The organism is Nocardia sp. NPDC058666 (assembly GCF_042714895.1).
Classification (GTDB): domain Bacteria; phylum Actinomycetota; class Actinomycetes; order Mycobacteriales; family Mycobacteriaceae; genus Nocardia.
Genome location: NZ_JBHXRY010000001.1, coordinates 817770 through 837907, shown reverse-complemented (window position 1 = coordinate 837907; position 20138 = coordinate 817770). Strand labels below are relative to the sequence as shown.

Annotated in this window: 17 protein-coding genes; 9 read left to right on the top strand and 8 right to left on the bottom strand. The window is 66.1% G+C overall.

The genetic code is table 11. The features are described from left to right. The first annotated feature begins 275 nt into the window (after positions 1–275). Positions 276–3440, top strand: coding sequence for an arabinosyltransferase domain-containing protein (locus tag ACFWVD_RS03805; RefSeq protein ID WP_379240967.1), 3165 nt, complete (start codon positions 276–278; stop codon positions 3438–3440). Between the two features lie 114 nt (positions 3441–3554). Here the strand turns inward: ACFWVD_RS03805 and ACFWVD_RS03800 are convergent, their stop codons facing one another. The 3 genes from ACFWVD_RS03800 to ACFWVD_RS03790 form a co-directional block, all read right to left on the bottom strand. Further along, complete coding sequence (locus ACFWVD_RS03800) at positions 3555–4127, bottom strand: PIN domain-containing protein (protein WP_379240400.1); 573 nt, start codon at positions 4125–4127, stop codon at positions 3555–3557. Positions 4128–4136: 9 nt separating this feature from the next. Continuing rightward, positions 4137–4670 carry a helix-turn-helix domain-containing protein gene (locus ACFWVD_RS03795; RefSeq protein ID WP_379240399.1) on the bottom strand — a complete coding sequence of 178 codons (534 nt, stop codon included), beginning with the start codon at positions 4668–4670 and terminating at the stop codon, positions 4137–4139. A 292-nt stretch (positions 4671–4962) separates the two neighbouring features. After that, on the bottom strand, positions 4963–5442 hold the full coding sequence (locus ACFWVD_RS03790) for a hypothetical protein (protein WP_379240398.1): 480 nt from the start codon (positions 5440–5442) through the stop codon (positions 4963–4965). 200 nt (positions 5443–5642) lie between these two features. On the opposite strand from ACFWVD_RS03790, the gene ACFWVD_RS03785 reads away from it, so the two are divergent. Next, on the top strand, positions 5643–6038 hold the full coding sequence (locus tag ACFWVD_RS03785) for a VOC family protein (protein ID WP_379240397.1): 396 nt from the start codon (positions 5643–5645) through the stop codon (positions 6036–6038). A 155-nt stretch (positions 6039–6193) separates the two neighbouring features. On the opposite strand, the gene ACFWVD_RS03780 is transcribed toward ACFWVD_RS03785, so the two are convergent. After that, complete coding sequence (locus tag ACFWVD_RS03780) at positions 6194–7342, bottom strand: alpha/beta hydrolase (RefSeq protein WP_379240396.1); 1149 nt, start codon at positions 7340–7342, stop codon at positions 6194–6196. Between the two features lie 264 nt (positions 7343–7606). Between ACFWVD_RS03780 and ACFWVD_RS03775 the strand changes: the two genes are divergently transcribed. Then, entirely contained in the window at positions 7607–8710 is a 1104-nt protein-coding gene (locus ACFWVD_RS03775) for a metallophosphoesterase (RefSeq protein WP_379240966.1), read from the top strand. 91 nt (positions 8711–8801) lie between these two features. Here ACFWVD_RS03775 and ACFWVD_RS03770 read toward each other — a convergent pair whose 3' ends face one another. After that, positions 8802–9515 (bottom strand): LppP/LprE family lipoprotein, encoded by a 714-nt coding sequence (locus ACFWVD_RS03770; RefSeq protein ID WP_379240395.1) that lies wholly within the window; start codon positions 9513–9515, stop codon positions 8802–8804. A 171-nt stretch (positions 9516–9686) separates the two neighbouring features. Between ACFWVD_RS03770 and ACFWVD_RS03765 the strand changes: the two genes are divergently transcribed. From ACFWVD_RS03765 to ACFWVD_RS03750, 4 genes are read left to right on the top strand one after another with little or no spacing between them, the layout of a single operon-like run. Continuing rightward, positions 9687–10046 carry a PadR family transcriptional regulator gene (locus ACFWVD_RS03765; protein ID WP_379240394.1) on the top strand — a complete coding sequence of 120 codons (360 nt, stop codon included), beginning with the start codon at positions 9687–9689 and terminating at the stop codon, positions 10044–10046. Continuing rightward, positions 10037–11374 carry a permease prefix domain 1-containing protein gene (locus ACFWVD_RS03760; RefSeq protein WP_379240393.1) on the top strand — a complete coding sequence of 446 codons (1338 nt, stop codon included), beginning with the start codon at positions 10037–10039 and terminating at the stop codon, positions 11372–11374. The genes ACFWVD_RS03765 and ACFWVD_RS03760 overlap by 10 nt, the downstream gene beginning before the upstream one ends. 47 nt (positions 11375–11421) lie before the next feature. Then, positions 11422–12819 (top strand): 3' terminal RNA ribose 2'-O-methyltransferase Hen1, encoded by a 1398-nt coding sequence (locus tag ACFWVD_RS03755; RefSeq protein WP_379240392.1) that lies wholly within the window; start codon positions 11422–11424, stop codon positions 12817–12819. Further along, complete coding sequence (locus tag ACFWVD_RS03750) at positions 12820–15336, top strand: polynucleotide kinase-phosphatase (protein WP_379240390.1); 2517 nt, start codon at positions 12820–12822, stop codon at positions 15334–15336. Between the two features lie 22 nt (positions 15337–15358). Here ACFWVD_RS03750 and ACFWVD_RS03745 read toward each other — a convergent pair whose 3' ends face one another. Next, on the bottom strand, positions 15359–16003 hold the full coding sequence (locus ACFWVD_RS03745) for a dihydrofolate reductase family protein (RefSeq protein WP_379240389.1): 645 nt from the start codon (positions 16001–16003) through the stop codon (positions 15359–15361). Positions 16004–16063: 60 nt separating this feature from the next. On the opposite strand from ACFWVD_RS03745, the gene ACFWVD_RS03740 reads away from it, so the two are divergent. Next, complete coding sequence (locus tag ACFWVD_RS03740; RefSeq protein ID WP_379240388.1) at positions 16064–16600, top strand: winged helix-turn-helix transcriptional regulator; 537 nt, start codon at positions 16064–16066, stop codon at positions 16598–16600. Here the strand turns inward: ACFWVD_RS03740 and ACFWVD_RS03735 are convergent. Next, positions 16569–17585: a fatty acid desaturase family protein gene (locus ACFWVD_RS03735; RefSeq protein WP_379240387.1), complete on the bottom strand. Its 1017-nt coding sequence runs from the start codon at positions 17583–17585 to the stop codon at positions 16569–16571. The two genes, ACFWVD_RS03740 and ACFWVD_RS03735, sit on opposite strands and share 32 nt — an antisense overlap. A 122-nt stretch (positions 17586–17707) precedes the next feature. Continuing rightward, positions 17708–18202: a hypothetical protein gene (locus tag ACFWVD_RS03730; RefSeq protein WP_379240385.1), complete on the bottom strand. Its 495-nt coding sequence runs from the start codon at positions 18200–18202 to the stop codon at positions 17708–17710. Between the two features lie 158 nt (positions 18203–18360). Here ACFWVD_RS03730 and ACFWVD_RS03725 point away from each other — a divergent pair, with 158 nt between their 5' ends. Then, on the top strand, positions 18361–20133 hold the full coding sequence (locus ACFWVD_RS03725; RefSeq protein WP_379240384.1) for a lipase family protein: 1773 nt from the start codon (positions 18361–18363) through the stop codon (positions 20131–20133). Positions 20134–20138: the final 5 nt, after the last annotated feature.

The following is a 20138-nucleotide window of genomic DNA, read 5'->3' as shown; positions in this document are numbered from 1 at the left end:
AGCCCGCAGGATCTGGCCCACCACCGAGTGCCGGCCCCGCACCCGGGGAGGGAAGCGCGCCGCCGCACGGTGGTCCTCCGGCCGGGAGTGCACCTCCTGGCGGTGCCGCGCCTGCCTCCGGTACGCCAGGCGGCGGGCCACCGCCGGGGTCGCCTCCTCCCGGGAGCGCTCCGCCCACCGGCGCCGCTCCCCCTAGTGGAGCCATGGGTGCGCCGCCGTCCACCACCAACCCGCCGACTGCACCGAGAGGCAGGCCCGACGAATCGGGCGCAGCGATGCCTGGTCTTGTGGCGGCATGCGGTGCTTTGACGGTGGTTTCGACTGCGTCGAGCACGACCGCGGAACTCACCGGTTTGAAGCGGCCAGACGGGTCGCCGATGAAGACAACGGTGAACGCTGACGTGCGGCCGCAGGTGGTCGGGGTCTATACCGAGTTGGATCGCGGGCGGATAGGGGATGCTCGGTTACACGCCGAGATCGATACGCGGTTCTCATCGAGTCCGAGTGGATGGAAGCTGGCAGCGATCATCGGGGCGGTGCTGTGCGCGCTGCTCGCGATGATCTGCTTGCACCGCAACGACACTCGCGATGGACGTCGTTCGCGTCGCGTGCTGCCCGCACGCTGGTGGCGGTTCACCGGCCTCGACGCGGTGGTCGCGGGAACGTTGACGGTCTGGCATGTGGTGGGCGCCAACAGTTCTGACGACGGCTACATCCTCACGATGGCGCGCGCTTCGAAAGAAGCGGGCTACACCGCCAATTACTACCGCTGGTTCCAGGTCGCCGAGGCACCTTTCGGGTGGCCGTATGAGGTGCTCGCGCAGATGACCCGCGTCAGCGAGATCGGGCTGTGGATGCGATTGCCCGCGCTGCTCGCCGGGTTCGTGTGCTGGCTGGTGATCAGTCGGGAAGTGTTGCCGCGCCTAGGTTCTGGATCGACGGTGGCGCGCTGGACCGCCGCATTGGTGTTCCTGTCGATCTGGCTGCCCTACAACAACGGCCTGCGCCCCGAACCGTTGATCGCCGTGGGAGTACTGCTCACCTGGTGCTCGATGGAACGAGCGATCGCCACCCGACGCTTACTCCCTGCCGCCGTCGCGGTACTGATCGCCGCGTTCTCCCTCGCGGCCGGTCCGACCGGATTGATCTGCGTGGCAGCACTATTGGCCGGTTCACGACCGGTACTACGCACCATCATCGCCCGCGCCACACCCGCTTCGGGCGGCAAACCCACGTTCCTGCGGTACGCCGCACTCGTGGCCCCCATGCTCGCAGCGGGCACCCTCGTGCTGGTCGTCGTCTTCGCCGACCAAACCCTCTCGACCGTCCTCGAAGCCACCCGCGTGCGCCAACTCGTCGGCCCCGACATGTCCTGGTTCGAAGAACGCACCCGCTGGGATTCCTTGCTCTCGGTCAACCCCGACGGATCCCTGGCCCGCCGCTTCGGCATTCTCGCCATGCTGCTGTGCCTGGCCGTGGGCATCGTCGCAACCCTGCGCCGCATCCCCGCAACCGCCCGTGGCCCGGTCACCCGCATTCTCGCCGTCGTGTTCATGGCGCTGCTGCTGATGATGTTCACCCCCACCAAATGGACCCACCACTTCGGCGTCTACGCAGGCCTGGCCGCCGCCCTCGCCGCGATCACCGCCGTGGCTCTGATCCGAACCCCCAACTACCTCCGAACCCTGTTCGCTGCCGCCGTACTGTTCGTGCTCGCCGTGAGCTTCACCGGATCCAACGGCTGGTGGTACGTCTCGGGTTACGGAGTCCCCTGGCCCGACCGCGCTCCCTCGATCGGCGGCGTCGAAGTATCGACCTTCTTCCTCGCCGCAACAGGCGTAGCCCTCGTCGCTGCGTTGTGCCAGTACTACCGTTCGCCGTTAGTCACCGCCACCGCCACCGCCACTGCCAACGGCGACGGCGACGGCGACGGCGACGGCGACCATTCCCACGGCAAGGGCGCACAGAGTGCCGACCGGGCCGCGGGTACAGGTGCTGACAGCGGCCGCGTTATAGATCGTGGTCGCAAGGGCGCTGTTGCCAGTCGAGGCGGCAGTCGGCGAAATCGCCGGACGCCTGCGGTCGCGCCACTCACCGTCGCTGCAGCAGCCATGGTGTTGTTCGAGGTGGGTTCCCTTGCCTCCGCGGCTATTTCGCAGTACCCGGCTTACTCAGTTGGCCTGTCAAATCTGCGCGCGCTCGCCGGCGACAAGTGCGCCATGGCTGATGACGTTCTCGTCGAGACCAACACTGCGGACTCGCTGCTCACCCCGGTCAGCGGACCCGTCGCCGAAGGGTTGGCGGACGAGAACACCGGCTTCACCCCGAATGGTGTCGGAAGCCTCGCTCCCGATCCCGGACCCGGCCAATCCTCCGCGCCACCTTCAGGTTCAGGGCCAGCACCTGGCGGACCCGGCGGCTCAGACCCGCGCGGAGGCGGACCTGGCAGCTCAGGCCCCGGCGGAGGCGCACCCGGCGGCCCGCCCCCAGCCGGAGGCATCTCGACGGCCGGCGCGAACGGCTCCACACCAATTGGTTCCAACGGGGCACCACCGACCGGCCCGAACGGGGGTCCACCGGGAGGACCCGACTCGCCCGGACCCGCAGTCGCCGGCGTGAACGGAAGCACCGTGGCGTTGCCATTCGGTCTCGCCCCCGAGCGAACACCGGTCCTCGGAAGCCATTCGAGCGGCGAGCCGCAGCGCACCCAGCTCACCACCCAGTGGTACCGAATGGATCTCGCTGCCGCACAGCGCAATCCAGCGCATCGGGTGCTGATCTTGACTGTGGCCGGACGGATAGAGTCGACCGCCCCCGACGGCTCACGCCTACCCGGCCAGCGGCTACGGGTGGAGTTCGCTCGTCCCTCCGAGGACGGAACCTCTACCGTCCTAGGCGAATTGACACCGCCGATGGTCGGCGGAGCCCCAGGCTGGCGAAACCTGCCAATCGGACTCGACCGAATCCCCGCAGGCACCACGGCAGTTCGGCTCATCGCCGACGCAAGCGACCCCGACCCCATGCAATGGCTCGCGATAACCCCACCCCGCCTACCGAAACTGTCACCCCTGAACACCGTAGTAGGCAACTCCGACCCGATCCTCGCGGATTGGCATGTAGGACACGCCTTCCCCTGCCAACGCCCCCTCAACCACCGCAACGGCGTAGCCGAGCTCCCCATCTGGCGAATCCAACCCGACAAACTCAACGCCCAGGTGTCCGAAACCTGGCAGAACGCCACCGGCGGCGGCCCCCTCGGCTGGACCACCATGCTCACCCGATCCCACACCATCCCCACCTACCTGTCCAACGACTGGACCCGAGACTGGGGCGAACTCCAACGCCTGACCCGCACCATCACCGCTCCCCCGGCGGAAATCGCCCTTCACACCGAAACCCGCTGGGGCCTAACGAACGAAAGCCCGATCAAGACCAACTGACGCCCCTCACACCGAGCACCGGCCGGTAGTCGGCCGACCCCGATTGTCTCTAACCGGGGGTCGGCCGGACCAGCGCCGCAGCCCACTCGATAGCCCACTCCGGCCCAACAGCGGTCAGCGAACTGCGCTCAGGAGCTCGACAGCTTCATCCATCCGATACCGCGATGCGAGAATCTTCAGCGCCTCATCCGCTGTGACAAAGGGGTTTCGGTATCGACGAAGCATTGTCTGCAGCGCCATCAAGGCGGTTTCCGGTGATACCGCAACCGTGTCCGCGGCGAATTGCGCCGCCGACCGCACACAAAGTCCATCCGGCAGAAGGTCTTTGGGAAAATCGCGCAGGTTGTCGGTCACGATCGCACCAGCACCACCGACGACAGCTGCGGCCACGACATGCTCGTCATTCAGGTCGGGAAGCCCGAATGATCCCTCGTAGGGCTCCCAGTTCATGACCAGAGCGTCGTCGAACCTCGATTCGAGAACATTGATCAACCTGCGGGCGCGCGAGGCCGCCGATAGTTCATCGTCACCCCGCCCGACGAGCTTGGCCTGTTCACTCATCTCCAACTCCAACAGGATCCGCTCCGACCACAGCGGCCGGTACAAGCCTTCGACCGCGAGCGACAGCAAAAAGTCGCGTTGCAGGCTGGGCCAGAGAACACACGTGTCGAGCAGTACCGCGAACACCGATCCCCCTCAGCTATTGCGCTTACCCCGGTACCGTTCTGCGGCCAGTCGTCGCGCCTCGCGCAAGTGGCGGTCCACGTCGGCGGGATCTTCCTCGATCGAGACATCCACCGCAGTTTCCGCTAGTGCGTCGTACTGACGACGACGACGGGCCTCGCGGTAGTCCAGAACGTCATCCAACTTCAGGCGGTGGCGGGTGCCGATACGCTCGGCAGGCAGTTCGTTCTTCTCGATGAGCCGCTTCACCGTCGGCCGACTCACCCCGAGCAGGTCGGCTGCCTGCTGAGACGTCAAGGTCATGCTGTGCGGTGCGATAGTGACCGCCCGACCTGCGAGCAGTGCCGCGACGACCTGCTTCAACGCTTGATGAACATCGGCCGGTAGCTCGATTCGGTCACCCTCATCGGTTCCGACCAACGCGTAACTCGGCTTCGCGGCGGCACCCCAACGCCGCTCGTGCGCTTCGAGAAAGCTCATCACGGGGGCCAGCAGTCCACCGTCATCGGGCAGGAATGTGCGCTCTTCCAGCGGTTGCGTGGTCATGACACCTCCTCAGCCAATCGAACGCTTCGCAATCAGTTTCGATTCGTTCGAATAATACTACTCGACCATGCGATGGAGCCATGATGGATTCACCGGATTCCACGCGAGGTGGCCCCTGGACAGAGCTGATCTGGATCGCTGATCCCTACCGAGCGGGTCGGGTCGTGCGCGCAGTCACTTGGGAATGACGATGGGACAGGATATGGCGCCCACAGCGCAAGCGAACGACTCGATGCGGTTCTGCGCCAGTCGGTTGCGGCCATGACAGCAGGGGGTGCTCCCGTTGGCAGGACTACAAGCCGGCGCTACCCGAGTTAGCGGGCGGAGGGTTGCCGCCGGTGGTCGGGGTGCAGCTCGACCCCGCGGGAGCGCTTTCAACAACGACGACCGGCATGGGCCCCTGGCTGCCGGCATCGGCGGGGGCGCCGGCCGGACGTGCGTAAATATTCCAGGTCTGCGCCGACATGGGGGTCCACTGAGCGGTCACGTCCTGACCTGCGACGTAGGCCGCCTCGCCGACATGATGGGTGTAGCCGCCCGCGGTCGGCTTCGCGGAGAACACGATCGCATCGGCGTTGGGGTAGCCCGCGATCAAGGCCGCCGCGTCGGCGGCGGGCAGCGTGATCGCGTAGGTGCTACCGATGCAGTAGCTCGGCGACGCCGAAATACTCAGCTGTGCAGACGCATTCGCAGCCGTCACGATGGTGGCCACCCCCACCGACGCGACTGCGGCGACACCAACGCACGCACGCGCAATAACCGATTTGTTCATGCTGAAAGTTCGCTCTCACTGTCGAAGCCACTCGTTGAAGTGGCTGCGGCAGCGTACCAATTCCCGCGCGATCCGGAAGCCGGTCGATGCCCTGAAATCGCGATTGCTGACACTCCCGAACGCGCGGGTGACGGCATTACAGTGCGACGGTTTCGGACGGGGTCTTGGCTCGACGGCAGCCGATCAGTAGGTTTTCTGAGATGGCCCTCGGACACCTCGGCGTCAACGTCACCGATCTCGTTGCGGCCCGCGTGTATTACGACGAACTCATGCCACTGCTCGAGTACGAGCCCTTACTGGCCGACAGCACGCAGTTCGCGTACCGGCCAGCGGGTGGGAAGATCGGAACATACGTGTTCTTCTATCCGGCATCCGAACCCGGTTACGCGCCTGGCTGCGTCGGGCTGCAACACCTCGCGTTCATGGTGCGCACCCGCGCCGACATCGACAAGGCGCACGCCTGGGCGCTCTCGCGTGGTGACGAAATCATCCACGCGCCAAAGGAATTTCCACAGTACCCGCCGCCCTACTATGCCACTTTCTGGATCGGATACGACGGCGTGATGCTCGAAGCGGTCTGCCACAAGGATGCGTGAGGTAGGGCCCGGACGAACGCAAAAGACAACCTGGACTCGGCATGGACGTTCCATGTCGGGGACTCACGTTGGAAGCTACGGCCGGTAAGCATGCCTTCGTCAGCGCATATCCGCCCCGGCCCAACAGGACAGTGGCGGATCGTTTGTGGCGCAGATTATTTCGGCGGCTCGCCACCGGCAGGGGGGCCATCTCCCGGAGGCCCACCGGCGGGCGGGGCGCCACCGCCGGGAGGCGTTGCACCGGCGGGCAGCGGCTTGCCGATGTTGCGGGCCATGTCCGGCATCAGGCGGATGGCTACCTGTTCCCAGGTGCCCCAGTTGTGGATGCCGATCGACGGGAAGTCGTAGCTGACGTTGCCGTAACCCAGTGCGGTGACACGCTTTTCGAATGAGCGGGTGTTGGCCAGGGCGATGGCCTCGAGGGGCATGCCCTGGGTGATCGCGTCGATCGAGGTCAGGTCTTGGTCGGCGGGCTTGGCGCTGCCGGCGGAGATGTAGAGGCGGGTGTTGTTGGCGATCAGTTTTTCGACGAAGCCGTAGGGGTCCATGCGCTGCCATTTTTCGCTGCCCGCGGGGGCCATCGCTTCGATGTTGTATCCGCCGCTGGCGATCATCGCGCCGGCGAGTGCCTCGCGCATGCCGGGCATCGACATGTGCAGGTAGCCCGACAGGGATCCGGCGTAGGTGAACTGGTCGGGGTGGTAGGCCGCCATCAGCATTGCCGCGCTGCCGCCGCTGGACAGGCCGACCACGCCGTTGCGGGTCGAGCTGAACCCGAGACGGGACTTCATGGCGTCGGGCAGGGTCTCGGTGATGAAGGTTTCCCACTGGTAGAGGGTGGTTTTGCCCTGGGTGTCCTCCCAGCCGCCGATGGCCGAGCCGGAATCCGCGCTGGGCAGCATCGAGCCGTCGGGGTTGACGCCGTTGAAGCTACTGGGCTGGTCCCAGTCGGCGTAGAAACTGGATTGGCCGCCGACCGGCATCACCACGTTGATGTTGAATTTCGCCATTTTCGCGGGGATGTCGGTGTGCTTTTCCCAGCCGTTGAGGTCGTCCTCGGCGCGTTCGCCGTCGAGCAGGTAGACCACCCGGTCGGTGTTGCCGTCGGCCGCGCGGATGATCCTGGTGTTGATCTCGCCCATCGAGGTGTCGACCCGGAAATCGATCGCGGACGGGTCGGCGTCGGCGGCCGCGGGGGCCGCACCGAACGGCAGCACTGCCACCACCGCGCCCGTCATGACCAGCCGCAACAGGCCGGATCCGTGTCGGCGCCGTTGCGCCCCTCCCACAATTACGCCACGCATGATCGGTCGAACCTTTCGCTTTGTGCGGCCATGCCGCGTCCCCACTCGACCCGCCGCAATACGAACAGGGCCCTACCGGGCAGCATAGCGGGCTACAGATCTTGCGGGTGCATCGAATTGTGCAGTGACACAGTCTTCTTCACGCCTACCGCCCACCATCGACGCAGGCCCGCAGGTTCCGCCGCTACCCTGGGAAGTCGATCAGTGGCCGCGCCCGGCCGCCCTGCCCAGAACGGGACCGCCGTGAAGCTCGCCGTACGCCTGATGATGTTCCTTCTGGTCCCAGCGCTGCTGTTCGGCCTGCCCTGGTGGACGCTGGTCTCCGCGCCCACTGACGGCACCGGCCTACTGTTCTGGATCGGGACGGCGATCTGCGTGGCGGGCGCGTTGTGCCTGCCCGTGGCGATGTTCTTCGGGCACGGGCCCGCGCAGTCCGACCCGGCGGTGATCGTCGGCGACACGCTGCTCGGCGTGCTGTGGGTGGTGTTCTCGTGGTCGGTGATCGGGCTGTTCGCGCGGGGTGTGTTGGCGGTGGTCGGGGTCGACGGTGCGCGGGTCGTGGCGGTCGGGGTGCTGGTCACGTCGACGGTGCTGGTCGGGTGGGGTGTGTACGAAGCGCGTCGGGTGCCGCGGGTGCGCACGGTCGATGTCGCGATCCGCGGGCTGGCGCAGGGGTTGGACGGGTTGCGCGTCGTGGTCGTCACCGACACCCATTACGCGGCGTTGAATCGGCGACGCTGGTCGGAGCGGGTCGTCGAGGTGGTCAACGCGCAGCGTCCCGATATCGCTTGTCACGCAGGCGATCTCGCCGACGGTTCGGTCGCGAAACGCCAGACACAGGTCGACCCGCTCGGCAAAGTCGAAGCACCGCTGGGCCGGTTCTACATCACCGGCAACCACGAGTATTTCGGTGACGCGCAGGGCTGGATCGACTACATGGCGTCGCTGGGTTGGCAGCCACTGCACAACCAACACAGCGTGCTCACCCGCGACGGCGACCGACTGGTGATCGCCGGAATCGACGACCCGACCGGCACCAGCCTGCCCGGCCACGGCCCCGATCTGCCCGCCGCCTTGCGCGATACCCCCGCCGACGTGCCGGTGGTTCTGCTCGCCCACCAGCCCAAACAGATCCGCGACAGCGCCGCCGCAGGCGTTGCCCTGCAGATCTCGGGCCACACCCACGGCGGCCAGATCTGGCCGTTCCACTACCTCGTCCGACTCGACCAACCGGTGGTCGCGGGCTTGAGCCGCCACGAGAACAACACCCAGCTCTACACCAGCCGCGGCACCGGCTTCTGGGGTCCGCAGTTGCGAGTGTTCGCGCCCGGCGAGATCACGGTCTTGGTGCTGCACCCACAAGCCTGAAGTCGACGACTCCGCAGGCGCCCGGTAACTCCCCACAGCATGCGAATCGCCCGCTCATGCAACATGAGTGGGCGATTCGCTGAGTGCGGGATCAGCGGTGCGGCTGGGTCACTTCCGACGGCAGCGAACCGCCCATCACCACGTTCGAACCGTTCCACGAGTACGTGATCGAGACGGGACCACCCTGAGGTGCCGCGAAGGGCTCGTCACCGGCGAGCCAGCGGTATTGCACGGTCGCGGACGTGAGGTTCGAACCGACCACTGTGGTGAACGCGTAAGGCTCGGAAGTTCCTGTGCCCAAGTACTTTCCGTCGTGGAAGAACAGCACGTGAATCGGGGCGCCCGCGGAGTTTCCGCCGATGGCGCGCACCCACAGCAGCTCGCCGCACATGCCCGGCTCGTTGGCCGAGGCCTGACCGGCGACCCAGCCACCGCCCAGGCTCGCCAGCGCGTTCTGTACGCCGGTCGAGCCGGTGTCGATGCAGCGACCCGGCCCGCTGATGTTGTTCGCGGGAGCGGGTGCCGACGTGGTGGTCTCGGGCACGGGGGCAACTGTGGGATCCGCTGTGGCCGGGGGTGTTTCGATCTCCGGAGCAGTGGTCTCCTCGGGCTGCGGCGCGGGGGTGGCCGCCGGAACTTCGGTGCCCGGTGCGGGAACTCCGGTGCCCGGTGCCGGCTTCGCCGACGACGCAGCGGTCGAGCGAGGCGTCGAAGTGCCTGTGCCCGAACCGGTTCCGTCGGTGCAGCCGGTGACCATGGCCACGGCAACGGCGATCAGCGCGCTCATCCGAACTGCGTTCTTCATGGTTCCTCCTGTGTCCCTACCCGCGGTTGCGCGGTGTATGCAGGTTTCATCGAGGCGCCGGGTACGGCCGTTAGGCCATTGAACGAAATCCTCACCCTAGGGTGCGACATCATCACCCTGATACCTAGAGGTGCTAGGTTATGACCTAGACGTTCTACGTATAGGAGTGCGATGCGCATAGACAAAGACCTGGTGGCGGCCTCGGCGACGCCGCTGGTGCTCGGGATTCTGGCCGACGGCGAGTCGTACGGGTACGCCATCCTCGAGCAGGTCAACCAGCTGTCACACGGGAAAATGCAGTGGACCGACGGGATGCTCTATCCCCTGCTGCACCGGCTGGAACGGCAGGGGCACGTGTCCTCGACCTGGCGGGTGTCCGAGGGTGGACGTCGGCGCAAGCACTACTTGATCACCGATTCGGGCCTGGCCGCGCTCGCCGAACGACAGGCGCAGTGGCGCGTGGTCGGCGAGGCATTGGAGCAGGTCTGGCGCGGCGGAACACAGCCGTTCGCGGCGAAAGGATGGGCGTGATGGAGTTGCAGGTGCTCATCGACCAGTGGCGTGGGTATGTCCAGCGGCATCGCGCGATCTCGGTTGCCGATGTGGACGAGATGGAAGACCATCTGCGCGAACGGATTTCGACGCTGGAGGATGCGGGACTGTCCGGCGACGAGGCGTTTCTCGTCGCGGTCAAACGGATGGGCAGTATGGATGCGATCTCGCGGGAGTTCGCGCGGGAGCATTCCGAAAGACTGTGGAAGCAGCTCGTTCTCGTTCCCGAGGAGTCCGAGAACAGTGCGGGCAACCGGGAACTATTGGTTGTGCTCGGGCTTGCCGCCGGTGCGGCGCTCTCGTTGAAGGCAGGGTTCACCTGGCTCGAAGGGGCAGCGTTCGGTCTCAACATCAGCTTGCTCGTGTTGCCTTTCCTTGCAGGATATTTCGCGTGGAAAAGGCAGGTTTCCGCACGGGTGGCCGCCGTGCTGGTCGTGCCGTTCGTGCTTGCCGCGCTGATCCTGAACCTCTACCCGTTCGAGCCTGAAGGCGCGACCGAGATCATCGCCGGGATCCACGCACCGATCGCACTGTGGTTAGTGGTCGGTCTGGCCTACGCGGGCGGCGACTGGCGGTCCTCGCGACGCCGCATGGACTTCATCCGGTTCACCGGCGAATGGTTCGTCTACCTGACCCTGCTCGCACTCGGCGGTGGCGTGCTGCTCGGGTTGACGATCGGCGCGTTCGGGACCCTCGATTTCGACATCGAACCGGTCATCGAGGACTGGATAATGCCCTTCGGTGTGGCCGGTGCGGTGATCGTCGCCGCCTGGCTGGTCGAGGCCAAACAGAACGTCGTGGAGAACATCGCACCGGTGCTCACCCGAGTCTTCACCCCGCTCACCACCGTCATGCTGTTCGCACTACTCGCCGCGTTCACGATGCCCCGCAGCCTGACCAACATCGACCGCGACCTGCTGATCATGATGGACCTGATCCTCGTTCTGGTCCTCGGCCTGCTCCTCTACACGATCTCCGCCCGCGACCCACTGGCCCCACCGGACGCGTTCGACCGCCTGCAACTGGTGCTGGTGGTCACTGCCCTGGCCGTGGACGTGCTCATGCTGGCCGCCATGCTCACCCGCATCGCCGAATTCGGCTCCACCCCGAACAAGGTGGTCGCCCTCGGGCTCAACGTGGTGTTGCTGGTGAACCTGGCGTGGTCGGCGCACCTGAGCTTCGGATTCCTTCGCGGCAAGAAAGGCTTCGCCGATCTGGAACGCTGGCAGACCGACTACCTGCCGGTTTACGGCGTGTGGGCCGCGGGCGTGATCATCGTCATCCCGCCGACGTTCAGCTTCGTCTGAGTCGCCGCCGGGCGAAAATCGCTGGCGGGGCGTGACAGGATCGGTACGTGCTCCTGACAATCACGACGACTCACACGCCGGCGACCGACCTCGGATACCTCGTGGTCAAGCATCCCGATCGCGTGCAGTCGTTCACGACCACCGGCGGCACGGCCCATGTGTTCTATCCACAGGCCGATGTCGACCGGTGCACGGTCGCGCTGCTGCTGGAAGTCGATCCGGTGGAGTTGGCGCGACCGGCCAAGGGGCACAACGGGTCTGCGCTGGGGCGCTATGTGAACGATCGGCCGTATGTGGCGTCGAGTCTGCTGTCGGTGGCGTTGGGGAAGGTGTTCCGGTCGGCGTTGAACGGGACCAGTCGCGACCGCGCCGAGCTGGCGGACACGGCGATTCCGTTGGAGATCGAGGTCCCCGCGGTGCCGTGTCGAGGTGGCACGGAGATAGTCGAGCGACTGTTCGCGCCGCTGGGCTGGACGGTATCGACCACATCGGTGCTGCTGGATCCGGAGTTCCCGGAGTGGGGCCCCTCGCCGTACACGCACCTGCGCCTGACCGGGACGATGCGGCTGGCCGAAGCCCTCAACCACCTGTATGTCCTGCTGCCGGTGCTCGATGACGCCAAGCACTACTGGGTGGACGCCGACGAGGTCGCCAAGCTGTTGCGCGCGGGCGAGGGGTGGCTCGGTGCGCACCCCGACCGCGAGATGATCGCGCGACGGTATCTGGCCGGGCGGCGGACGTTGACGCTGTCGGCGCTGGAACAGTTGCGATCCCGCGATGAAGTGATCGATGATGCCGAAATCCCCGGTGACGCAGTCGAACGCGTCGAAACGGCCGAGCGGAAGCAGCCGCTGGTGAAGCTGCGCAAGGAAGCCGTGCTGGCCGCTTTGGCCGAGACCGGTGCCACCCGCGTGCTCGATCTCGGTTGCGGCCCAGGCGCTTTGCTGCTCGCACTGCAAGCCGAGGCGAGGTTCACCGAGATCGTCGGTGCCGATGTGTCCAGCGCCGCGCTGTCGATGGCGGAGCGCCGCTTGAAGTTCGACCGGATGTCGGACCGGCAGCGCGCCAGGATCAAGCTCATCCAGTCGGCGCTGACCTACCACGACAACCGCCTGCAAGGCTTCGACGCGGCGGTGCTCATGGAGGTGATCGAACACGTCGACGAGTCCCGACTGCCCGCGCTCGAACGCGCCGTATTCGGCCATGCCGCACCGGGTTCGGCGATCGTGACGACGCCGAACGTGGAATACAACGTCAACTACGAGACCCTGCACGGCCACCGCCACGACGATCACCGATTCGAGTGGAGCCGTGCGGAATTCGCCGCGTGGTGTGCTCGCGTGGCCGAAACCTTCGGCTACACAGTCGAAATCCGCCCGGTAGGCGACCACGATCCGCAGTCCGGCTCCCCCACTCAGCTCGCACTCTTCAGGAAGGCCGCGTAGATGAACATCGACCTCCCCGAACTGTCACTCATCGCTCTGATCGGCATCTCCGGCTCCGGCAAATCCACCTTCGCCGCCGAGCACTTCAAGCCCACCGAGGTGCTGTCGTCCGACGCCTTCCGTGGCCTGGTAGCCGACGACGAGAACGACCAATCCGCGACCAAGGACGCCTTCGACGCGCTCGGTCACATCGCCGGGATCCGGCTGCGCGCCGGGCGACGGGTCGTTGTCGACGCCACCAATGTGCAGAAGCACGCTCGCGCCGAATTGGTCGCGCTGGCACGGTCTTTCGATGTGCTGCCGGTCGCGATCGTCATCGATACGCCCGAAGCTGTTGCGTGGGAACGAACTCAGGGCCGCACCGACCGCACGTTCGGGCGCAATGTTCTCAAGCGGCAGAGTCAGGACCTGCGGCGATCGCTGCGCGAACTCAGCCGTGAAGGCTTTCGGAAGGTGCACGTCGTCAGCGATCCGTCCGACGTGACGATCACCTACGAGAAGGCCTGGAACGACCGTCGCGAACTCGCCGGCCCGTTCGACATCATCGGCGACGTGCACGGCTGTCGAGCCGAGCTGGAAACGCTGCTGGGCGAACTCGGCTGGACGCTGGTTCGCGACGAGCAGGGTCGGCCCGTCGATGCCACGCACCCGGAAGGTCGTCAGGCGGTGTTCGTCGGCGATCTCGTCGACCGTGGACCCGATTCGCCGGGCGTGCTGCGGTTGGTGATGGGGATGACCGGCAGTGGCAATGCTTTGTGTGTGCCGGGCAATCACGAGCAGAAGCTGCTGCGGAAGTTGCGCGGCAAGAACGTCACGGTGTCGCACGGTTTGGCCGAGACGCTCGAGCAATTGGACAGTGAGACACCGGAATTCGTCGCTGCCGCCCTGCAGTGGATCGACAAGCTGGTCAGCCACTTGCGATTGGATGACGGACGACTCGTCGTCGCGCACGCCGGACTCAAGCAGGAGTACCACGGTCGAGCGTCCGGGCGGGTCCGCGACTTCTGCCTCTACGGCGAATCCACCGGTGAGACAGACGAATACGGTCTGCCGGTGCGTTACCCGTGGGCGCGCGACTACCGCGGTGCGGCGACGGTCGTCTACGGCCACGTGCCGACGCCGAAGATCGAGTGGATCAACAACACCGTGTGCCTGGACACCGGCGCGGTGTTCGGCGGTGAGCTCACAGCGATGCGGTACCCGGAGAAGACGTTCATCGCGGTTCCGGCCGCACAGGTGTACTACGAACCGATCAAGCCACTGCTCGCCGAATCCGCCCGCGACAACGAAACCCTGGACCTCGCCGATGTCACCGGGCGCAGGCACATCCGCACCGACCACGGCACGGTGATCGTCGACGCCGAAAACTCCGCTGCCGCACTGGAAGTGATGAGCCGGTTCGCCATCGACCCGCGTCTGTTGCTGTGGTTGCCGCCGACCATGTCGCCGCCGTCCACGTCGACAGTCGAGGGCTATCTCGAGTACCCCACCGAGGCCTTCGCCGACTATCGCGCGGCCGGGGTCGACAAGGTCGTGTGCGAGGAGAAGCACATGGGTTCACGGGCCGTGGTGCTCGTGTGCCGCGAAGAGGCGGAAGCTCGTTTCGGCGTCGGCGACGGGTGCACCGGCGCGATCTACACCCGCACCGGACGTTCGTTCTTCAACGACTCCACACTGACCGAAACGCTGCTTGCCCGCGTACGCGCCGCTGCCGCACCACTTTTCGACGAGCTCGACACCGACTGGCTGCTGCTGGATTGTGAACTGCTGCCGTGGTCCGCCAAGGCAGCGGGCCTGATCCGCACGCAGTACGCCGCCGCCGGTGCCGCCGCTCGCTCCGCACTGCCGTCCGCTGTCTCCGCACTCGAAGCCGGCCTGGCTCGCGGACTGGACCTCGGCGCACTGCGCGACCGCACAGCAGCCCGTGCCGAGAACGCCACCGCCTTCACGCAGGCGTACCGCCAATACTGCTGGCCGACAACAGGTCTGGAAGGCGTCCAGATCGCACCGTTCGCCCTCCTAGCTTCCGAAGGCGCCACCTACGCCGACCGCGACCACGGCTGGCACCTCACCATCAGCGACCGCCTGGTCGCCGCCGACCCCGAAACCTTCCGCCCCACCGGCCGCCGCATCGTCGACCTGTCCGACCCCAGCACCGAAGCCGAAGCTACGAACTGGTGGCTCGACCTGACCGCAGCGGGCGGCGAAGGCATGGTCATCAAGCCCTACGCCGGCCTGGCCCACCGCGCCAAGGGCAAACTCACCCAACCAGGCATCAAATGCCGGGGCCGTGAATACCTGCGCATAATCTACGGCCCCGACTACACCTCACCCGAACACCTCACCCGGCTGCGCGACCGAACCCTCAGTCGCAAAAGAACTCTCGCCCTCCGCGAACACACCCTCGGCCTGGCAGCCCTGGATGCGGTCGCGACGGGCGAACCGCTGTGGCGAGTACACGAACTCGTGTTCGCCGTCCTGGCAATGGAATCCGTGCCGACCGACCCTCGGCTCTGAATGCGGTAAGTCTGGGCGCTACTTATCGACGCCAGAAGAAGTGGTGTGTCACGCCGCTGGGGCTGGGGATCTGTTCGTGGTGGAAGCGGTCGTCGTATTCGTCAGGACTTTCCCAAAGTCGTTCGCCCGCACCGATTTCCACCGGTGCTACGGCGATGTGCATCGCGTCGATGAGGTCGGCGGCGAGGAACTCGCGGACCGTGGCGACGCCGCCGCCGATGCGAACATCCTTGCCGTCGGCGGCGTCGAAAGCTTGGGCGAGCGCCTCCTTGGGGGTGGCGTCGATGAAGTGAAAGGTGGTGTCGCTCAGGGCGAACGACGGGCGCACGTGGTGGGTGAGGACGAACACCGGGGTGTGGAACGGCGGGTTGTCGCCCCACCAACCCTGCCAGTCGTAGTTCTCCCACGGGCCGCGCTGCGGGCCGAACTTGTTGCGGCCCATGATCTCCGCGCCGATATTGAAGGTGAAGTCGCGGGTGATGTAGTCGTCGAGGCCGTAGGTGCCGCCGGGGTCGGTGCGGTTGGGCCAGTGCGCGGTGGCGCCCGCCCAGAACATGAGGTCGGCAGGGTTGGCGTGGCCGAAGGGGCGCTCGAAACTCTGCCCCTCCCCCGCGCCGTACCCGTCACTGGAAATGGTGAAGTTCTGAACGCGGACCATCTGAGCCATCGGTGTGCCCTTTCTGATTGCGATCTGCAAGCAGTAACGAACGTATCCTAGACTGATCCTGTGTTGCAACCAGTTTCTCAGGAAAAGCTGCCCGTGCCGCCGGGCAAATCCGGCTGTCCGATCAATCTGACAGTCGAACTCCTCGGTGACCGGTGGAGCCTGATCATCTTGCGCGACATCATGTTCGGCGGTCACACGCACTTCCGGGAACTACTCACCGGGTCCATCGAGGGCATCGCCTCAAACATGCTCGCCGCGCGGCTGGCCAAGCTCGTCGCCGCCGGGCTACTCACCCGCGACGACGACCCGAGCCATCGCCAGAAGGTCGAATACCACCTCACCGAGGCCGCGATTCAACTCGTCCCGGTGTTGGCCGCGCTGGGCGCATGGGGCGCGCGGTGGCTGGAAACCGCGCCGGAGTTGACCGTGCGCGCGCAGTTGCTGGCCGCGGGCGGGCCGCCGATGTGGGAGCGGTTCATGGAGGAACTGCGCGCCGACCATCTGCACGGCACGCCCACCAGCAACGGGGTCCTCGCGGAACTCACCGCCGCCTACCACCGAGCAGCTACCGAGCTGCCTGGCGACCCACTTCGTTGAGGTGGGTCATCGCCTGGCGGTAGGACTCGACAATGCCTGTCTCGCAATAGGGCACGCCGATCTCGGCACAGAACTGCGCGACCATCGGTTGCGCGTGGCGCAGGTTCGCGCGCGGCATCGACGGGAACAGGTGGTGTTCGATCTGATAGTTCAGGCCGCCCATCGCGGTGTCGACCAGGAAGCTGCCACGCACGTTGCGTGAGGTCAGGACCTGGCGACGCAGGAAGTCGGTGTTGTCGCCGTCGGGCAGTACTTCCATGCCCTTGTGGTTGGGGGCGAAGGTGGAGCCCATGTACAAACCGAACAGGCCCTGCTGAACTGCGATGAACAGCAACGCTTTTCCGGGCGAGAGCACCAGGAACACCGCTGCCGCGTATCCGAGGAAATGAGCGGCCAGCAGCGCGCCCTCCCACACCCGGTTCGGGATCGGCCAGCGGAACACCGCACGAATGCTCGACCAGTGCAGGCTGCCGCCCTCGAGCAGCAACAGCGGGAAGAACAACCACGCCTGGTAGCGGAAGATGAAACGCCGCCAACCCTTTCCGGCCTTCGCCCGCTCGCCGGAGAACGCGAGCACACCCATCGCATCCGGGTCCATGCCCTCGGTGTTGGGGTGCGCGTGATGCCGGTTGTGATTGCTGGTCCACCAACCGATACTCAGCCCGATCATGAGGTTGCCCGCGATCAAGCCGTACACATAGTTGGCCTTGCGACCGGCGAAGATCTGCTTGTGCCCGGCGTCGTGCCCGAGAAACGCGATCTGCGAGAACACCGCGGCCAGGAACACCCCGACCGCCAGCGTCCACCACGAGTCGCCGAGCGCGAAGAACGCCGCCCAACCAGCCACGAAAGCACCCGCGGTCAGCGCGCTCTTCCACCCGTAATACCGCAACCGCCGGTCCAAAAGGTCCGCCTCCCGGATACGGCGCAACAGGACCGAGAACTCACTGCCACGCACGGGGACGACATCAGACGCAATAACCACGGCACAAGCATGGCGCATCGATGCCACGCGCGGGTGAACGGGTTGCAGATCGGTGACGACCGATCGTTATCGGGGGTCGGAACCGCCCAGCGGAAGGGTGCGCGAATCCGGCCGTCGCTCGCTTACCACGTCACGTTACGACGAAGTTCGCCGATCGCACAGACAGCGCGGTCGGTGTTGGGGTCGGCCCATACCGGTTGACCGTCGATGCCACGGGGCCTGAGCAGGTTGTGGCCGCGGGAAGGCCACTGGACGAACTCGTATCCGGCCAGTTCGGTCTGCGTGAGGTCCGCGACCCACACTGCCGCGTCGCAGAAGTCGGCGTCCATCGACATTCCTCCCGAGAAACCGCCGATACCCGATGTGGACCTCTCACTGAAACCGATTCCGACGTGGTACTCGGCCCCGATGGACAACTCCCACGTCAGACGGTCGAGGTCGATCTCGCGGCCGTGACGCAGGTAGCGCAGGTCACGGGCCACCGCGACCACCGCATCCACCCACGGGCGTGGTGCGTCGATCCCCGGACCTGGGATATCACAGAACTCGGGTCCGCCGGCGAGCACGCGGAAGGTCCACACCAGGCGGTCATCGAGCCACCGGAAGTCGTACGGCATAACCATCACTGTGGCACGCCTGCCGACAATTGCGGTTCCGGGCTCGGCGGCGCCTTGCTGACCAGGTCAGGCGATACTCTTCGAGCACCTCGATGCGCTGCTCGGCTGATGATCAGGTGTCGAGGGTGCTGGCTGAACCCACGGCGAAAGAGGTTGAGTTGAGCGACGATTCGTTGAACGATGAGGCTGAACGCGTCTCGATTCGCGGGCGTGGGTTGTCGACTCCGCTGCGCGTTGTGATCGGGATCGCGGCCGTCGCGGTGGGTGTGCTGCTGTTTCTCGCGCCGATGCGGTTGCAGATGGTTGCGCTCGTTACCGGCGTCGGCTTCGTGCTGGTGGGTATTGCGACGGTGTTGATCCCGCACGCGTCCGGACGCGTTCCGGTTCGTGCGCGGGTGCTCGGTGGCGTTCTTGTCCTGCTCGGTGTGGCGATGGCGGTGTGGCCGAGCGCTGGTGCGCCGGGTCTTGCGTTTCTGATCGGTGCGGCGCTCATCATTCACGGGCTGCTCGCCGGGTGGCAGGCGGTGCGCGGGGATGGGGGTGTCGATCAGCGAATTACGTTGGGGTTGGTGGCAATTGCGAGTGTCACCGTTGGCGTGGTCGCGTTCTCGTGGCCGGTTCTCACGCTCGTGGTGTTCCGGTTCGGGGTGGCGGCGTGGTTCGTTTTCCTCGGGTTGCAGTTGATTGTCGACGCGCTGCTCGGTCATCGCAGGCACGCGGCGCGCGGGTGGCCCCGAACTCTCACTGCCGCAGCGGCATTCGTGATCGCGGTGCTGCTCGCCTACGGAACCATTCGGATCTTCTCCGGCGTCCCACTCCCCCAGCCGGGAGCTTTCTATACCGCCCCTGACAACGTGCCCGCCGAACCCGGCCGACTGCTCCGGACGGAACCGTTGGACGAGGGCGTGCCAGAGGGTGCGCGCGGATGGCGAATCCTTTACACCACAACACATCCCGACGGCTCCGCCGCCATTTCCAGTGGCACGATCCTCGCCCCCGAGAACACCGCTGCCGACCCGTTCCCACTCCTGACCGTCGCCCACGGCACCACCGGAATCGCGCCCAAGTGCGCGCCGTCGCTCGGTGCGGAGCCGTTCGCCGACGGTGCGGGGACCGCGATGCAGCAGATGGTGACCCAACACGGCTGGGTCGCGGTGACATCGGACTACATCGGGCTCGGAACCCAGGGCACCCACCCGTACCTGGTCGGGGACGCCGAGGCGCGCAATGTTCTCGACGCGTCGCGGGCGGCGCAGCAGTTCGACGAGATCTCCACGACCACCGACACCGTGGTGTGGGGGCATTCGCAAGGCGGCCAAGCGGCGCTGTGGACCGGGCAGCTCGCCCACAGTTACGCCCCCGAACTCCGCATCAAAGGTGTCGCCGCCTTCGCACCGGCCGCCGACCTGTTCGGCCTCGCGGAAGCGGACAAGTCCGAGGTCGGCGGCAAAACCATCTCCGCCTACATCGCGAACACCTGGAACACCCTCTACCCCGAACTCCAGCTCGCCGACCACCTGACTCCCGGTTCGAAACACGGCGTCGAGAAGATCCGCGACCTGTGCTTCAACGGCAAAGACGCGCTGCCCGCGATCCTGCGCGGCTCACAAATCCCGAACCAGGTCTTCCCGGATCGACTGCTCGACGGTGAGTTCGGCACGCTACTGAAACGCCAGACCCCCGTCGGCCCCTTCCCCGCCCCGGTACTGGTCGCCCAAGGTCTCGCCGACCCGCTCGTGAAACCACCGCTACAGCAGAATTGGGTCGACGCGCGCTGCACCGCGGGTATACCGATCGACTACCGCACCTTCCCCGGCCTGAGCCACATGAGCCTGGTCGCCGCCGACTCCCCACTCACCCCGCAGATCGTCGGGTGGACGCTCGACCGCTGGAACAATGCCGCCCCGACCCCGACCTGCGACACCGGGTAATCAGC

Bases quoted from the DNA above. Each gene is read 5' to 3' on its own strand.
- ACFWVD_RS03805 (WP_379240967.1), top strand. From the start codon at position 276: ATGCCTGGTCTTGTGGCGGCATGCGGTGCTTTGACGGTGGTTTCGACT.
- ACFWVD_RS03795 (WP_379240399.1), bottom strand. From the start codon at position 4,670: ATGACCACGCAACCGCTGGAAGAGCGCACATTCCTGCCCGATGACGGT.
- ACFWVD_RS03790 (WP_379240398.1), bottom strand. From the start codon at position 5,442: ATGAACAAATCGGTTATTGCGCGTGCGTGCGTTGGTGTCGCCGCAGTC.
- ACFWVD_RS03785 (WP_379240397.1), top strand. From the start codon at position 5,643: ATGGCCCTCGGACACCTCGGCGTCAACGTCACCGATCTCGTTGCGGCC.
- ACFWVD_RS03780 (WP_379240396.1), bottom strand. From the start codon at position 7,342: ATGCGTGGCGTAATTGTGGGAGGGGCGCAACGGCGCCGACACGGATCC.
- ACFWVD_RS03775 (WP_379240966.1), top strand. From the start codon at position 7,607: ATGATGTTCCTTCTGGTCCCAGCGCTGCTGTTCGGCCTGCCCTGGTGG.
- ACFWVD_RS03770 (WP_379240395.1), bottom strand. From the start codon at position 9,515: ATGAAGAACGCAGTTCGGATGAGCGCGCTGATCGCCGTTGCCGTGGCC.
- ACFWVD_RS03765 (WP_379240394.1), top strand. From the start codon at position 9,687: ATGCGCATAGACAAAGACCTGGTGGCGGCCTCGGCGACGCCGCTGGTG.
- ACFWVD_RS03760 (WP_379240393.1), top strand. From the start codon at position 10,037: ATGGGCGTGATGGAGTTGCAGGTGCTCATCGACCAGTGGCGTGGGTAT.
- ACFWVD_RS03750 (WP_379240390.1), top strand. From the start codon at position 12,820: ATGAACATCGACCTCCCCGAACTGTCACTCATCGCTCTGATCGGCATC.
- ACFWVD_RS03745 (WP_379240389.1), bottom strand. From the start codon at position 16,003: ATGGCTCAGATGGTCCGCGTTCAGAACTTCACCATTTCCAGTGACGGG.
- ACFWVD_RS03730 (WP_379240385.1), bottom strand. From the start codon at position 18,202: ATGCCGTACGACTTCCGGTGGCTCGATGACCGCCTGGTGTGGACCTTC.